The organism is Haliscomenobacter sp. (assembly GCF_033763495.1).
GTDB lineage: Bacteria > Bacteroidota > Bacteroidia > Chitinophagales > Saprospiraceae > Haliscomenobacter.
This window is the reverse complement of sequence record NZ_JANRKL010000195.1, coordinates 1-14,824: the sequence shown is the minus strand read 5'-3', so window position 1 is coordinate 14,824 and position 14,824 is coordinate 1. Positions and strand designations below refer to the sequence as shown.

The following is a 14,824-nucleotide window of genomic DNA, read 5'->3' as shown; positions in this document are numbered from 1 at the left end:
GTTCACAATGATGGAAGTCAATCATTCATTTGACTTGGCCTGATCAGCAAGTTTCATCTGGCCTCTCCCTGATCATCATTGTTTTTTCTGTTTCTCCATTTTTTTAAAATACCCCCTGAACAAAAAATTATGCTTCAGCGCCTCCATATTCAACTTCAACGCATCCGTACTCTCCTCCACATTATTGAGCGTATGCCGCAGGCTATTGCTCAAGGTCGTATCTTTCAACAGCAGCCCCAGGGTCCCTTTGTTTTGATTGAGGTCTTTATCAATGGAGGAGATGGTCTGGTTCAGGTTTTGTACCAAGCGGCCGGCATTGCCCTCTATGGTTTGAATGTTTTCCAGCGTTTGTTTGAGCTGCCCGGCTATGGTTGTATCGGTGAATAAGGTGGCCAGCGTGCCTTCGTTTTTGGTGGCTTTCGCAAAAGTTTGCGTAAGATCCGACATCAAAGCAGCGCTTTGTTCTGTAGTCTCGTGCAAGTGTTGCAGGGAAGCTTTAAGTTCGTTGCTCAAAGACAAGTCGTCCAACAAGCGGGTCAACTGCGCGCTGGTACTGACATGGTGAACGGTCAGGCGCAAATCTTCAGCGATGGCGGCAATGTTGTCATTGGTATGCGTTAGGGTTCTCAACATCGCGTCGGTGCTCACTTCCTCCTGGGAGGGCAGTACGTCGCCAACATTGGCCAGGGGGGCGTCGCCCAGCCCTGGAAAAATATTAACCACCCGGTTGCCAATCAACCCATCTGTGCCCAAGCTGGCCACTGCGTTGCGCCGGATGATGTTGCGCATTTTGGTTTGAATGTTCATGTTCACTTCGATGGTGGTGTCATTCAAAAAAACGACACTTTCGACCGCGCCAATTTCAATCCCAGCATACCGCACATTATTGCCGGAGATCAACCCATTGACGGCCCTGAAGTGGGTTTTGAGCTCAAAACTGTCGGTGAACATGCCCCGATTTTTGCCAATCATGTACAGGGTCAGGATAAGCACTACAATTCCTGTTAATACAAACATGCCCAGTTTTACTGAATCCGTAGCTTGCGTTTTCATGGTCTGTTATTGAAAGAATGGGTGAATTTTTTCATCAGTAGACTGTCGCAGAGTATCGTAAGTCCCTTCTGCGTAACATTTTCCATCAATCAGCATAGCCACCCGATCGGCAGCCAGTTTCACACATTTCATGTCGTGGGTGATGATGATGGAGGAAGTATGGTAACGTTCATTGATGGATTTCATCAGTGCAATGATTTCCAGGCTGGTGATGGCATCCAGGCCAGTAGTGGGTTCGTCGTACAGGATGATGGCGGGTTTGAGGATCAGGGTTCTGGCCAGGGCGATGCGTTTGCGCATGCCGCCGGAAAGTTCCGCCGGCATCAGGTCCACGGTGTGCTCCAGGCCTACGCTCTCCAGGGCCTCCATCACCAGCTTGTTCACTTCTTCCTGGCTCAGGTTGATGGAGTGGCGTCGCAGCGGGAATTCCAGGTTTTCCCGCACCGTCATCGAGTCGTACAAGGCATTGCTTTGGAACAAAAACCCCACCTGAGTACGCATTTTGTCCAGTCCGGCGTGGTCCAAGTTCAGTACATTTTGCCCAAGCACCTCGATACTGCCCTGATCCGGTTCAATGAGCCCAATGATACATTTGATCAAAACCGACTTACCTGAGCCAGAACGACCCAATACCACCAAACTTTCACCTTGATGTAACTCCAGGTTGAAGTGGTCGAGAACCTTGTTTGTCCCAAAAGACTTACAAAGATCACGGATGCGGATAACCGCCACGGCTGAAGCAGTTTGTTTTTTCATCTTACAATAAGTCAGTGATCTGTACCGCGATCAGGTCCAGGATAAAAATGGCCACCGAGGAAACCACCACCGCTGAATTGGCGGAGCGGCCTACCCCTTCGGTGCCTTTATTGGAATAATACCCCTTGAAGCAGCCAATAATGCCCACTGCAAAACCAAAAAAGAAGGTTTTGATGAATGCAGGCAGGATGTCCATAAAAAAGAGGTAGTCCAGGATTTTTTCGTAAAAAAGGTGGAAGCTCAGGTTTTCGTAAATGTTGACCCCCAAAAAAGAGCCGTACAAGGAGATGGCATCGGCAATGATGACCAAAAAAGGAAGGGTGAGCATGGCCGCAAAAGTGCGGGTTACCACGAGGTATTTGAAAGGGTTGGTGCTCGAAACCTCCATGGCGTCGATTTGTTCGGTCACTTTCATGGAGCCCAGTTCTGCACCGATGCTGGAGCCAATTTTTCCGGCAAAAATCAAGGCAGTCAAAATCGGGCCTATCTCACGGATGATGGCAATGCCTACCATCGCCGGAATCTGGGCTTCAATTCCATAATACACCATCGTGGGGTGCAATTGCATCGTGAGCACCAGGCCGATGATAAATGCAGTTAGTCCAATCAGTGGCAATGACTTGTAGCCAATTACAAAACACTGGTGGATGAATTCTGCTACTTCGTAACGGGGCCTTAAACCTTCTACGAAGAACCGGCCAATAAACCGGCTCATTTCACCCGTGTCGCGCAAAAAAAGGCGGGTATTTTCGGGAAGTATTGGGAAATGTAGCATAGTTTGGCACGAAGCTAAGGTATGTCTGTTTAGCCCAGTACCAAGGTGCGGTTAAATCCACTCGCCGCAAAATGAGGAATAGATTGGCTGTCAATGACTTTTGTCACTACATTTGATAAACCTCCATTAATTTCGCCCGGAATTCATCTCATTGAGTACTCGCAAATCATACTCCCTCAAACCCAACTCTTCAATCGTTTGAATCAAAATCTGGGCGTATAAAGGATTGGTGGAATAGCCCCCCTTTTGCAAACCCTCCGCCCAGGCGCGGTAGTCTAGCACATCCAGGGTAAAAAGATAACCATAACGACCCACCTTGGCCGGATTCAACAAATGATCGGAGTGGCGCATATAAGATTCCCGGATGGTGGTGTAAGCTTGAAAACAGGATTCTATTAAAAATCCATTTGCGTCCCGATCGTCATCGTATTGATAAATCGTTTTGCCCGTCCATTCTTTTCCACACTTTATGCCAAAATGATTATTGGCTTCAGTGGCCAAAGGGCTGGTTCCAGCATGAGACTCTACCACAGCCTGGGCGAGTTTGATACTGGCCGGAATTCCGGTGCGGCGCATTTCTTCGATGGCAAGCCAAGCGTATTTTTTGGCGTAGGCCAGTTTTTTCGCTTTTTCGGCTGCGGCTTTTTTCGCAATTTCTTGCGGGCTCAGGGATTGAGCCAAAAGAGGAGGTGCGAAAAATAGGCCAATCAACAAACCGCACAGCAAGGCATAAGGCTGATCTCTCATCGCTTAGTCAATATTTGGTGGCGTCCAGAAATAAAGATTAGGTGATTACGCTTCTTGGTGGGCAGGAAGTAAAATAAGCATAAAGTCTATACGCAATAACAAAAAATTAGATATGGTAAAACTAGGTATTTTTTTTATGTGTTTATGAAATTTTATAACTTAATTTCGACCAGCATTCATTTCATTTAATGCTCGCAAATCGAATTCATGTAAAGCCAATTCCTCGATGGTTTGCACCAAAATTTGGGCATAAATTGGGTTAGTCGAATACCCTCCTTTTTGCAAACCCTCCGCCCAAGCGCGGTAATCCAACACATCCAGTGCAAAAAGGTACCCATAACGATCCATTTTGCCGGGATTCATCAAATGATCGGAGTGGCGCACATAGGATTCCCGGATGGTGGTGTAAGCTTGAAAACAGGATTCGATCAAGAACCCATAGGCATCCCGATCATCATCCATGCGAAACATGGTTTTTCCTGTCCATTCTTTGCCACATTTCAGGCCAAAATGGTTATTGGCCTCAGTGGCCAAGATGCTGGTGCCGGAATGGGATTCTACAATGGCTTGAGCGAGTTTTATACTTGCTGGAATTCCGGTGCGACGCATTTCCTCTATGGCAAGCCAGGAATATTTTTTGACGTAGGCCAGTTTTTTCACTTTTTCAGCTGCGGCTTTTTTCGCGATTTCTTCCGGCGTTAGCGTTTGAGCCAAAAGGGGAAGAGAGAAAAATAGTCCGATCAACAAACCGCACAGCAAAACATAAGGCTGATTTTTCATCACTTAGTCAATATTTGGCGTGCCCAGAAATAAATGATTAGATGATTACGCTTCTTTCTGGGCAAGAAGTAGATTAAGTATAAAATATATGTGTTCTATTTAAATCGAATAGATTGAATCGATTGTGTAAATCTAGGCATTTTTTTCAATCTGGCAATTATATTTCAAAAGCTTTTACTAACAACAAAATTGTATTGAAAGCATTGATTTGGCTTTCAATACAATCTGTAAATCATTTCTACTGCATTATGCTTTGGTCGTAAAGCGACCAAAACAGTAAACTACAACCCCGGCTACTACCACGTGCATCACATTCAGCCAAATCCCCATGCCCAAAGGAATACCGGGTATACCCATAAAGGGGTTAGCAAAAGACAAAACCACCAGGACCAACGCAACTATTCTGAACACCTTAAACGGCTTGTTCAGAAAATAATTCATTCCTCCAAGTACCAGGCCCGCTATCAGACTGGGTACTACAGAGGACATAATTATTGGACCAATCGTGATGGGTCCATTCAATCCAGGAACCAATACCGCAGCATCGATTAAACCAATGGCCGAACCAATCAGGAATAAAACGCTGTTTATCCCAGCAGAGATTGCTGCGGCTAATGGCGCAACCCAAAGGAGTTTTTTCGCCGCAATTTTTTCAATACTTGACATTTTAATTGTTTTAATGGTTGAACAAAATTTGTTTAAACGAATTTTAGAGCAAAAAAATCACCCTCTCAGCTTGTCCAATAAATCGGAGAGCAACTCTGCTTCCTCAGCACTTAGGTGATTCATTTCAGCTGCCTGTTGTTGAAGCAGCGGTTCCATTTTTTCCAGCAACTCCAAGCCTGGTTTGGCGATGCGCAGCAAAACCTGGCGCCGGTTACAGGAGTTGGTTTCCCGTTCAATCCAGCCTTTTTCCTGCAATCGATCACACAGGCGAGTCAGGTCGGGGTTTTTATCCAACATGACGGCTTTGACATCCCCAACTGGCACGAATTCAGGGTGTTTTCCCCGCAAAATGCGCAATACATTGAACTGCTGCATGGTGATCCCAAAGGGTTTGAACAACACTGCGGCCTGATCCACATGCCAATGGTAGGTGTAAATCAAATTGAGGATGGCCTTTTGCAATGGCGAAACAAACTTGGTCTGCTTGATCAGTTCTTCGATCTTCATGGTACAAAGTTAGTGAAGATATTCGTTTAAACAAATGTTTTCAGCAGAGGTTGAAAAAAACTTACTCTATCTACAAAAAAATAATAGGACGTGAAGGTTAATTATTCAGTAATCAGTAAATTAAAAGAACCAAATTTATTACAGCTGCCAATGAAAATAGAATAAACACCTGGTTTGAATGCTTTTAGGTCGATCCGGATATGAGGTGAGAGCCCAGCCATGAGTTGAAAACAAATATTTTCAGGTTCAATTTGCACACAAGCGTCCGTTTGAGTACCCAACTGGTCAATCAATAAATACTGATCCCTGGTTTGGCTAAGTTCTACTCTGGATGTACTTTCTACGTTTTGATAATCAATGTGTACTGCTGAAGTTAAGGCATAAATTAGGTATTCGTGTACTTTGCCATTTTCTAAAGTTTTAATGGCAATGGTGTCTTCTTCCATCGTTGTAGCTGGGCTAGGTATGTAGTTGAGTTGAAGCTGAAGTGTATCTTGAGGTTCTAAATCAAGGGGTAAAGTGTGAGAAAATTGTACCTGAAAATTTGAAGAATGGGGGCTCACCGATAAAATCTTCAATGGCTTTTTACAGGCTATCTGGATGTTTTGGGAGGTGCTTGCCTTGTTAAGAAAATTGTAGTCAAATCTTGGTTCTGCATTGGAAATGAAAAGCCGGGTTTTGGGGTAGTATTCGATGATTTCATCATTGGGCTTTTCTGGTAAATAGTAACTGTGGCGAAACAAGTCGCCATTTTGGTAATCATCAAAATAAGTAATTCCCTTTATGAAATCGGTATGGGTGTGAGTGGACAAGGAGCCGTCGCTATTAAAACTTTTGCGCCATATTGTTATTCCCCGCTTGTACCTGCTCAGGTATTCTAACCGTAATCCAGTGGTATCATATCGCTTCCATAAACCATCCTGGACAACTATACTATCCCCTTTCCTTTCTTCCAAATCAAGCCAGGCTGTATCGTTTTTGTATTTTACATAAAGATGGTCATAAAAATGGCTTTTAGATATTGTGTCCAGAGATTTGATTGAAATCACCTTGTAGTGGCCTTCTCGTTTAAACTCAAAGTATTCGCGGTTGTACTCAGTTCTCCAAAGCCCGGTTTTTAAACCATTTTTAGTGATTTTATTTTGGCCATGTAGATTGTTGCTGAGCAATAGCATGTAAAGAAATAAAAGGATGATATTCTTCATTTTACCTTCACTTTAAGTGCCAATTGTGATCATTCTACTGTGGTAAAATCCATTTTTTACAACAAACAACCCAACATACCCACCAGCACCATCACCATTGAGAACGCTGATGTAAATTGTGTTGTTGGCACGGTCACAAAACACTTTGGTGTTGTACAATGTGGGCTCATAAAGATCAGCTATTTCAGCGGAAGGGATAGTGATCATTCGCTGCCCCGATACAATCTCAATGAATTTATACTGTGTTCTGGGGACGTTTCCATCTGTGCCCCAGATTCGTTTGCTGTTGATTTTCGCCAGATACTTGGTACCACTGTTCGTCGCGTATTGTAGGTTATTTTCAGCAGCCACAAAGCTTTTTTTACTTAGCGTGATCACAAGGCTATCTTTCCGAAAGACTATTTGATCTTTACTTTCTTTATGCACAGGAATTTTTTCAAAACTATTGATCAGTTTAAGTCTGGAACGATGGATGTAGCCATCATGAGAATTACCTTTTTTGTCATAGTCTACATAGTACCAATCCCCTTTTTTTTCATAGCACCACACTACCCTTCCTGTGGCAATTGTGTCCTGGACGTTATTTTTTATTGAGGGATCAGATCGTACGTTAACGAAACCTTCAACATCCTGAACTAGCGCAAATGAATAAATATCTTCTTGCGCGTAAATAAAAAACGGGAGTAAATTGAGTAGGAGCACCTTTAAGTTCATGATGCTGGAGTTAAGCGTGAATTTTCTACTAAACGTACTATTGGTCAAATCTTATATGAATGTTAAAGTATCCTAACAATCGCGACCCTCCTTTTTCCACTACTGTCTAAAAATCCAACGTGCAGCTGATCCAAATAGACAAATGCTGCGTAAATTTTACTTCATCTAAAACCAACACCAATGACCACCTTAGTAATTGCCCTGTTTATTGCCGGTTTGACGATGTTTATTGCCGGTTTGCGTATCGGCATTAAAACAATACGGTATCGCGCGTAGGGGCAACCCTTGCGGTTGCCATGTAGAGGCAACCCTATGTGGTTGCCTATGTAGAAACAACCACACAGAGTTGTCCCTACATGGGCACAAACCCATCCACCAAAATCATTTCCGTTTCTGCGGTGCGTTGCCGGATGGCTTTGGCAGGGGCATATTCTTCCGATTCCCACCAGGTTTTGGCAGTAGCTACATCCGGGAATTCCAGGACCACCAAACGGCCAGGAGCCCAGCTGCCTTCCAAGGTTTCTACGGCAGCGCCCCGCACGATAAAACGTCCTCCATATGCACTTATGGATGTGGGCGTAAGGGATTTGTATACTTCGTATTCGATGGGTTCGTTCACTTTTACTTGAACGATAACGTATGCAGGCATGGTAAAAGAATGATGAATGATGAATGATGAGTGATGGTCACTCATTTTTTGCAGCACTAAATTAGTGCTTTCTATTTAGTCTGCTCCATCAATTGTGCACAATTCAATTCCGCCAGGCGCACCACTTCTCCAATCACCACAATGCCGGGGGCCTGGATATCAATTTCGTCCAATCGCTCCCCTACCCCACTCAATTGATCCACTACGCTGAGTTGATTCTCCAAAGTTGCATTTTGGATGATGGCGATGGGTGTTGAACTATCCCGAAACTGGCTGAACAATGCCGCAATGGCCGCAATTTTGCGGATGCCCATCAACAAAACTACGGTAGCCGTGGATTGTGCCGCCATTTGAATATCTGGTGCTAGATCTCCATCCTTGGTCGTTGCCGTCAGCACCCAAAAACTGGTGCTAAAACCCCGCGAAGTAACCGGAATACCCGCCGCAGCTGGCCCGGCAATGGAACTGCTAATCCCCGAAATGACTTCAATGTGCTGGATGCCTTTTTGTTTGGCGTATTCTATTTCCTCCATGCCTCGCCCAAACACAAAGGGGTCGCCCCCTTTCAGGCGCACCACATGACCATAGCGGTAGGCAGCCTCCACAATTTGCTGGTTGATTTCCCTTTGACTGGCGCAATGGGCTCCGCTGCGTTTTCCTACGTATATTTTAGGTACACAGCTCGGGGTTTCCGCCAATAAGTCTGGATGGATAAGGGCATCATACAGCACCACATCCGCCATTTGTAAGGCTTTCCATCCTTTTCGGGTAATCAAATCCGGGTCGCCAGGCCCAGCTCCAACGAGCGTCAACCGTGGTATTTTGCAGCGCATCACCATAGTACTATTTTTTTACTGGCAACAAAATTAAGTAAATTCTTGAAAAAATACTTGAATTACTTAAAAATATACGTAGTTTTGCGAAATAAAATCTACGTACATGATGCGAATAATCGTAATCGGCAATGGCATGGTAGGCTATAAGTTTTGCGAAAAATGGCTGGCGCAAGCCCCTCAGGGTACGTATGAGCTGCACATTTTTGGCGAAGAGCCACGCCCAGCGTACGACCGGGTACACCTCAGTGATTATTTTTCCGGGAAAACCGAACAAGACCTTTATCTGGCTCCGGCACAATGGTATGCGGACAAGGGCATCACCCTCCACCTGGGCGAATTGGTGACCCAAATCGACCGTGACAACAAGTTGGTTTGCACCCACAAAGGCCTTGTGTTCACCTACGATAAACTCATTCTGGCTACTGGCTCGGCACCCTTTGTACCACCCATTCCGGGGAAGGACAAACAAGGGGTATTTGTTTATCGCACGATCGAGGATCTTGAGCAGATTACTCAATATGGCATGAAGCTCGCTGCAAAAGGGGATGCAATCCCCGCAGCGGTGTTGGGCGGTGGCTTGCTGGGGCTCGAAGCTGCCAAAGCTGTGCGCGATTTAGGGTTAGAGACGCACGTGGTGGAATTCGCGCCCCGGCTCATGCCTCGGCAATTGGACGAAAGAGCGGGTGATTTGCTCCGGGAAGCCATTGAAGGCATGGGTGTCCAGGTACACCTGAGTAAAAACACCAGTCAAATTTCTGGCCAGGAACGGATGTCACACATGGAGTTTGCTGATGGCTCCATTTTACCCGCCGAAATGTTGGTTATTTCTGCTGGCATTGCCCCCCGTGATGAGTTGGCACGGCAATGCGGCCTGGAGCTCGGCCCTCGCGGTGGAGTGCAAGTAGATGAATGCATGCGCAGCTCCGATCCCGACATTTTTGCCATCGGCGAAGTTGCCTTGTACAAGGGTATGATTTATGGCCTGGTTGCTCCGGGATATGAAATGGCAGAGGTTGCAGTGAGTAGTATTTTAGGCAAGGGCAAAAAGATGAGTGAAGAAGTGGACATGTCTACTTCGCTCAAGCTCATCGGGGTGGATGTGGCCAGTTTTGGCGATGCTTTTGGCAGCCAGTCTGCTCACCGTGCCATTGTTTTTGAAGACAAACTCAAGGGCCTGTACAAACGCCTGAATGTATCCGAAGATGGCAAACATCTGCTTGGTGGTATCCTGGTAGGAGATGCGAGTGATTACAACCAGTTGCTGCAAATTTATAAGAATGCTATCGCCTTACCCCCTGAACCCGAAGCCCTTATCGTCAAAATTTCCGGTGGGACACCCGCCTTTGGCAGCGTTTTGGATTTGCCCGATGAAGCGGTCATTTGTTCCTGCGAAAGTGTGAGCAAAGGGCGCATTTGTCAATCCGTGAGTGACGAAGGCTGCGAAACCCTCAAAGCGATCACCAAATGTACCAAAGCCATTAGCGGCTGCGGGGGTTGCAAACCAATGGTGGATGACCTGCTCAAAGGTACGCTCAAGGCCCTTGGAAAAACAGTCAAAGAAAACCTCTGTGAACATTTCCAACACAGCCGTCAGGAATTGTACGACATCGTCAAGGTCAAAGATTACAGCTCCTTCGAAGAGGTAATCGCTGAACACGGCAAGGGGCACGGATGCGAAGTATGCAAACCCGCCCTGGCTTCAATTTTTGCTTCCATCAATGCTGAAACTGCTTCGAAACAAACAGGCATTCAAGATACCAACGATCGCTTTTTGGCCAACATCCAGCGCAATGGTTCTTATTCGGTGGTGCCGCGCATCCCGGGAGGGGAGATCACTCCAGACAAACTAATCGCCATCGGAGCCGTGGCTAAAAAATACGACCTGTACACCAAAATCACGGGCGGCCAGCGCATCGACCTTTTCGGTGCTCGCCTGGATGACCTACCCTTCATTTGGGAGGAACTCATCGAAGCTGGTTTTGAAAGTGGTCACGCCTACGGCAAAGCTTTGCGTACCGTCAAAAGTTGTGTAGGTTCCACCTGGTGCCGGTTTGGGATGTTAGACAGTGTGAGTTTTGCCATTGAAGTAGAGGATCGGTACAAAGGGCTCCGGGCGCCGCACAAAATCAAGGGAGGCGTATCTGGTTGTATCCGCGAATGCGCCGAGGCCAGAGGTAAAGACTTTGGCATCATTGCTACTGAAGAAGGCTGGAACCTGTATGTGTGCGGCAATGGCGGTGCCAATCCAAAACACGCAGTACTCTTGGCCGAAAAAATTGACTCGGCTACTTGCCTGCGTTACCTAGACCGCTTTCTCATGTTTTACATCAAAACCGCAGGCCCACTGGTACGTACCGCGCCCTGGTTGGAAAAAATGGAAGGGGGTATCAACTACCTGCGCGATGTGATTGTACACGATGCTCTGGGCATAGCTGCCGAACTGGAAGCCGATATGGCCATCCTGATTGCCAATTACCAGTGCGAATGGAAAGAAGCAGTCGAAAACCCAGCCATCCGCGCCCGCTTCAAACACTTTATCAACAGTGAAGAAACGGACGAGAACATGGCCTTTGTTGAATTGCGTGAGCAAAAAATGCCGAGGCCATGGTAATACTGGTTTTCACTATGCTATAAAGCTTCAAATAAGACATAATTAGCACAAAGAACACAAAAAGAGGCACAAAGAACACAGAGACAAGACGTTGACAAATCGATGAATTTAAAAGCTTTTAAAAGCACGGATGTCAAATCCTCACTCATTGTGTTCTTTGTGCTAATAAAGTGTCGCTTTGGGATACCCTTTAATTCATCAAAAGCTTACCAACATGCAAACACTCCTCTCCAAATACATTCCCGTGGCGGAGTCTGAAGTCAAAATCTGGTTCAAAGCAGGGCCAACCCAGGCATTCCCCTCCAACGCCGGAGCCTGCGTAAAATACCAGGACAAACAAATTGCCGTCTTTCACTTTGCAGGACTTGGAGAATGGTACGCTTGTCAAAACCTTTGCCCACATCGCATGGAAATGGTGCTTTCGCGCGGCCTGATTGGCGACGAAAATGGCGAACCGAAAGTAGCCTGTCCCATGCACAAGCGCACCTTTTCGTTGTTGAGCGGTGAAAACCTGAATGGAGATTGTGGCAAAATTGCGATTTATCCGGTCAAGGTGCTGGATGGCGAAGTGTACATCGGGGTGGGCTAAAAGAATTACGCCCGAACGGGTTGAAAACCTGACGCTTTTGTAGCTATTCTTAACTTTGCAGGCAATAATCTAGCAAAAGTAATGATTTATGCCTGTTTAGCCGCTTTACTGGCGGGGTTTGTAGATGCCATTGTAGGCGGCGGTGGATTGATCCAGGCTCCGGCAATGTTCATTCTGTTTCCTAGTTTTTCGGTGCCACGCATCATTGGCACCAACCGTTTTGCGTCCTTTATGGGTACTGCCGTTGCAGCCTGGCAGTACTCCCGCAAGGTAGCTATCCCTTGGCGTACTGTATTGTATGGAGGAATTGGAGCGGGAACCATGTCTTTTTTGGGAGCGCGATTTTCCAGTTTGGTCAGTTCCGATGTACTGAAACCAATCATTTTGGTGTTGATGGTGGCCATTGCGGTATACACCTACTTCAAAAAAGACCTGGGGCATCAGGAGCAGTTTCGGGTTAGTGTACAGCTGATTCCGGTTTATGGCTTGCTGGTGGGCATGAGTTGTGGGTTTTACAATGGTTTTGTGGGCCCCGGTACAGGCAGCTTATTGGTATTTGGCTTTGTAAGTTTGATTGGCTATAATTTTCTCACCGGATCGGCCATCTCCAAGTTCATCAACGTCGTCGCCGACGTATTTTCCCTGATCTTCTTTTTGTGGCATGGTTACGTTAGCTTCGAAATTGCCCTACCTATGATGGTGTGCAACATGATTGGGTCTTTTGCAGGAAGCAGAACGGCTATTTTGCGGGGGAATGGCTTTGTGCGGCTGTTTTTTTTGGGGGTAATCGGGGCGCTGCTCTTACGCTTTGGATGGGACGTGTTTTGGGAGTTGAACCAATAAGAGTTAGTCGTAATGGCCATACATGGACAATACGATTATCAACTCTTCTGTCACTTCGTAAACTAAACGATGCTCATCATTGATTCGTCTAGACCAGCATCCTGAAAGTTCACAATGGCTCTGGTTTCCCAATACCTTCAAATGGAGTGCGCTGGCACTCTTTCAAAATTCTCAATATTCTCTGTAAAATTTTTCGATCCTCCCTCAGCCAATCGTTCATTTGCTCGAATGCTTGAGGGCGAAATTCAATTCCTCTCATTATCAAGCACTATTCTGAATTTTGTAAATTCTTTGTCCAAGTCAATTTCTTCATCTGATATTACTTTTTCATAAAAACCTTCAAATTGTTCAGGGCTCAAACGATAAGCCTCTCTAGCCTCCTGAGCCGTTTTTACCCTTGAAATAAAATCTTCCTCGGATAAATAATAGGGCTTTTTGACTTGGACCGAAATCTCCAAGTCCAAGCCTTTAAACGCCATTTTTATTGCCTCCAGAACTTTATTGTCCAGTTCTGTTTCATTCAATTCTAGTATTGCTTTCATGTTGTCGCAATTCAAACTGTTTACAACAGGATAAATTTATGCAATTTTCAACTCGAATGCAGCATAAAGTGCTCCATCTAACTCAAATATTTTAGCCCTCAGCGGCCTTCACTCCCAAGTGTTTCCCCAATTTCGTCCACTCCGCCCACCAGTGAATAGAATATTGGAAACGTTTCATTTGCCGGGAAGCGGAGAAATAGAAATTCTGCCCTTTCCAGATGTTCAGATCCATTTCAAGCTCCTTCAGGTTTTCCATGACCAGATTGAGCAGACGCAGGCGCTCCAGGGCTTTTTCTTTTTCCTGCAGAATCAGCTGTAACTCATGATATACTCGTTCAGTAATGTTCAAACGCAAGCTGGAACGATTGGTCAATTTTACTTCCCACTTTTTAAACTCGGCAATCAGTCGCTTCAAGTTGCGGATGCTAAAGGTATTTCCGCTGGAAAACATACTCACCAGGTCGTGATTGAGGATGAACTTCACTGCGGTCAGGTAAGTTTCCGGCACCGGGATTTTGCTCAATTTGATCCCCGTCATCAATTGGTAGTTGTCATTGTAGATTTCGCGGAAAACGGTCTCAGTTGCGCGCAAGCTGCGATCTGAAATTTCACCCAGAATTTTGCGCTTTTCATCATTGAAGAGGTGCCAGTACGTAAAACGCTCAGATCCAAAGTAATCCTGCATTACCCCTACCACTTCACCTAAGTCGGTTTGCTCAAATGCTGGGATCAACTTGGCTTCCATAGCATCAAATTCTGCATGTGGCATATCCACCGAAATGTGTCCAATGATGTTTTGTTGCCCAAGGTAGAGTACCGCAAAACTGAAATGTTTTTCTGACAGGGTCACTTTTGAACGCACTTTGGTCCGGCCAAAGGCCAGACGCTGATTGCCGCCCTCATAACGATGGAATTCCTCACTACTCATTTGGTAGTTGAAAATTTCGAGGTATTCCGGATATTCTTCAAAGAGGGATGAGGCCGCATAGTGCATACCCACCCTGGCTAAATCCACCCGGGCTGGAATCACGTTTTTGCGATAGCTACTTGCCCCATTTTCATATACATTACTGGGCATTTTTTCCAAGCGTTCCAAAAATGTTTCGTGCAATTCTTTACCACCAACTTGTTCAGCATAGTGAATGGCCCGGTTGGCGTATTGTAGAATTTGGTCCGTTTCCAAACCCGAGATTTCATCAAAAAACCATCCGCAACTGGTGAACATTTGCATAGCCTGCCGCTGCATTTCCATCAAGCGCAGGAGCTGAATTTTTTCAGCCTCATCCAAAGTCCGGCTGGCATGCGCTTGGATGAATTTTTGCAGCAAAGATTCATTGCCCCGTTGCAGCACGATCTGAATGTAGTCGTTGCGCGCAGCCCAGGGGTCTTTCAACAAACCAGCCGTTTTGTTTTCATAAATTGGGATTAGTTCGTCGCGCAACCAGTTGAGGGTTTCCCTAAGCGGTGCCCGCCAGTTTTGATTCCAATCGGGTCTACCACCTGAATTACAGCCACAATTGCTGCGCCAGCGCTCTACTCCATGTACACAAC

16 protein-coding genes and 1 pseudogene are annotated in these 14,824 nt (G+C 45.9%); 3 read left to right on the top strand and 14 right to left on the bottom strand.

Annotated elements, in window-relative coordinates; all coding sequences use genetic code 11:
• Nucleotides 1-75: 75 nt before the first annotated feature.
• The 11 genes from SFV55_RS22555 to cobA all read right to left on the bottom strand — a co-directional run bounded on the left by SFV55_RS22555 (nt 76) and on the right by cobA (nt 8,685).
• Nucleotides 76-1,053, bottom strand: a complete 978-nt coding sequence (locus SFV55_RS22555) for an MlaD family protein (protein WP_320031823.1) — start codon at nt 1,051-1,053, stop codon at nt 76-78.
• A gap of 6 nt (nt 1,054-1,059) precedes the next feature.
• Nucleotides 1,060-1,809, bottom strand: coding sequence for an ABC transporter ATP-binding protein (locus tag SFV55_RS22550; RefSeq protein ID WP_320031822.1), 750 nt, complete (start codon nt 1,807-1,809; stop codon nt 1,060-1,062).
• A 1-nt stretch (nt 1,810) separates the two neighbouring features.
• Nucleotides 1,811-2,584: an ABC transporter permease gene (locus SFV55_RS22545; protein ID WP_320031821.1), complete on the bottom strand. Its 774-nt coding sequence runs from the start codon at nt 2,582-2,584 to the stop codon at nt 1,811-1,813.
• A gap of 126 nt (nt 2,585-2,710) precedes the next feature.
• A complete protein-coding gene (locus SFV55_RS22540; protein WP_320031820.1) occupies nt 2,711-3,331 on the bottom strand; it encodes a glycoside hydrolase family 73 protein in 621 nt (206 codons plus the stop codon).
• 159 nt (nt 3,332-3,490) lie between these two features.
• Nucleotides 3,491-4,111 carry a glycoside hydrolase family 73 protein gene (locus SFV55_RS22535; RefSeq protein ID WP_320031819.1) on the bottom strand — a complete coding sequence of 207 codons (621 nt, stop codon included), beginning with the start codon at nt 4,109-4,111 and terminating at the stop codon, nt 3,491-3,493.
• Nucleotides 4,112-4,357: 246 nt separating this feature from the next.
• Nucleotides 4,358-4,777, bottom strand: a complete 420-nt coding sequence (locus tag SFV55_RS22530) for a DUF6069 family protein (RefSeq protein WP_320031818.1) — start codon at nt 4,775-4,777, stop codon at nt 4,358-4,360.
• Nucleotides 4,778-4,834: 57 nt separating this feature from the next.
• Nucleotides 4,835-5,284, bottom strand: coding sequence for a MarR family winged helix-turn-helix transcriptional regulator (locus SFV55_RS22525; RefSeq protein ID WP_320031817.1), 450 nt, complete (start codon nt 5,282-5,284; stop codon nt 4,835-4,837).
• A gap of 101 nt (nt 5,285-5,385) precedes the next feature.
• Entirely contained in the window at nt 5,386-6,489 is a 1,104-nt protein-coding gene (locus SFV55_RS22520) for a hypothetical protein (protein WP_320031816.1), read from the bottom strand.
• Between the two features lie 12 nt (nt 6,490-6,501).
• Complete coding sequence (locus tag SFV55_RS22515; protein ID WP_320031815.1) at nt 6,502-7,203, bottom strand: SH3 domain-containing protein; 702 nt, start codon at nt 7,201-7,203, stop codon at nt 6,502-6,504.
• 352 nt (nt 7,204-7,555) lie between these two features.
• On the bottom strand, nt 7,556-7,852 hold the full coding sequence (locus tag SFV55_RS22510) for a DUF1330 domain-containing protein (protein ID WP_320031814.1): 297 nt from the start codon (nt 7,850-7,852) through the stop codon (nt 7,556-7,558).
• A 71-nt stretch (nt 7,853-7,923) separates the two neighbouring features.
• A complete protein-coding gene (gene cobA / locus SFV55_RS22505; RefSeq protein WP_320031813.1) occupies nt 7,924-8,685 on the bottom strand; it encodes a uroporphyrinogen-III C-methyltransferase in 762 nt (253 codons plus the stop codon).
• A gap of 106 nt (nt 8,686-8,791) precedes the next feature.
• Between cobA and nirB the strand changes: the two genes are divergently transcribed.
• The 3 genes from nirB to SFV55_RS22490 all read left to right on the top strand — a co-directional run bounded on the left by nirB (nt 8,792) and on the right by SFV55_RS22490 (nt 12,731).
• The gene (gene nirB, locus SFV55_RS22500) at nt 8,792-11,299 is read left to right on the top strand and encodes a nitrite reductase large subunit NirB (RefSeq protein WP_320031812.1); all 2,508 of its coding nucleotides are present in this window, start codon (nt 8,792-8,794) and stop codon (nt 11,297-11,299) included.
• 214 nt (nt 11,300-11,513) lie between these two features.
• On the top strand, nt 11,514-11,888 hold the full coding sequence (gene nirD, locus SFV55_RS22495; protein ID WP_320031811.1) for a nitrite reductase small subunit NirD: 375 nt from the start codon (nt 11,514-11,516) through the stop codon (nt 11,886-11,888).
• 81 nt (nt 11,889-11,969) lie between these two features.
• Nucleotides 11,970-12,731, top strand: coding sequence for a sulfite exporter TauE/SafE family protein (locus SFV55_RS22490; protein ID WP_320031810.1), 762 nt, complete (start codon nt 11,970-11,972; stop codon nt 12,729-12,731).
• Between the two features lie 3 nt (nt 12,732-12,734).
• Here SFV55_RS22490 and SFV55_RS22485 read toward each other — a convergent pair.
• The 3 genes and pseudogenes from SFV55_RS22485 to SFV55_RS22475 form a co-directional block, all read right to left on the bottom strand.
• Nucleotides 12,735-12,990: pseudogene (locus SFV55_RS22485) on the bottom strand (Txe/YoeB family addiction module toxin).
• Nucleotides 12,977-13,273, bottom strand: a complete 297-nt coding sequence (locus SFV55_RS22480) for a hypothetical protein (RefSeq protein ID WP_320031809.1) — start codon at nt 13,271-13,273, stop codon at nt 12,977-12,979. The pseudogene SFV55_RS22485 and the gene SFV55_RS22480 overlap by 14 nt, the downstream one beginning before the upstream one ends.
• Nucleotides 13,274-13,364: 91 nt before the next feature.
• Nucleotides 13,365-14,824, bottom strand: a 1,460-nt coding sequence (locus SFV55_RS22475; RefSeq protein ID WP_320031808.1) for a DUF3536 domain-containing protein, incomplete at its 5' end; no start/stop codon positions are given.

Bases quoted from the DNA above. Each gene is read 5' to 3' on its own strand.
- cobA (WP_320031813.1), bottom strand. From the start codon at position 8,685: ATGCGCTGCAAAATACCACGGTTGACGCTCGTTGGAGCTGGGCCTGGC.
- SFV55_RS22550 (WP_320031822.1), bottom strand. From the start codon at position 1,809: ATGAAAAAACAAACTGCTTCAGCCGTGGCGGTTATCCGCATCCGTGAT.
- nirD (WP_320031811.1), top strand. From the start codon at position 11,514: ATGCAAACACTCCTCTCCAAATACATTCCCGTGGCGGAGTCTGAAGTC.
- SFV55_RS22510 (WP_320031814.1), bottom strand. From the start codon at position 7,852: ATGCCTGCATACGTTATCGTTCAAGTAAAAGTGAACGAACCCATCGAA.
- SFV55_RS22520 (WP_320031816.1), bottom strand. From the start codon at position 6,489: ATGAAGAATATCATCCTTTTATTTCTTTACATGCTATTGCTCAGCAAC.
- SFV55_RS22535 (WP_320031819.1), bottom strand. From the start codon at position 4,111: ATGAAAAATCAGCCTTATGTTTTGCTGTGCGGTTTGTTGATCGGACTA.
- nirB (WP_320031812.1), top strand. From the start codon at position 8,792: ATGATGCGAATAATCGTAATCGGCAATGGCATGGTAGGCTATAAGTTT.
- SFV55_RS22525 (WP_320031817.1), bottom strand. From the start codon at position 5,284: ATGAAGATCGAAGAACTGATCAAGCAGACCAAGTTTGTTTCGCCATTG.
- SFV55_RS22555 (WP_320031823.1), bottom strand. From the start codon at position 1,053: ATGAAAACGCAAGCTACGGATTCAGTAAAACTGGGCATGTTTGTATTA.
- SFV55_RS22545 (WP_320031821.1), bottom strand. From the start codon at position 2,584: ATGCTACATTTCCCAATACTTCCCGAAAATACCCGCCTTTTTTTGCGC.
- SFV55_RS22480 (WP_320031809.1), bottom strand. From the start codon at position 13,273: ATGAAAGCAATACTAGAATTGAATGAAACAGAACTGGACAATAAAGTT.
- SFV55_RS22530 (WP_320031818.1), bottom strand. From the start codon at position 4,777: ATGTCAAGTATTGAAAAAATTGCGGCGAAAAAACTCCTTTGGGTTGCG.
- SFV55_RS22515 (WP_320031815.1), bottom strand. From the start codon at position 7,203: ATGAACTTAAAGGTGCTCCTACTCAATTTACTCCCGTTTTTTATTTAC.
- SFV55_RS22490 (WP_320031810.1), top strand. From the start codon at position 11,970: ATGATTTATGCCTGTTTAGCCGCTTTACTGGCGGGGTTTGTAGATGCC.
- SFV55_RS22540 (WP_320031820.1), bottom strand. From the start codon at position 3,331: ATGAGAGATCAGCCTTATGCCTTGCTGTGCGGTTTGTTGATTGGCCTA.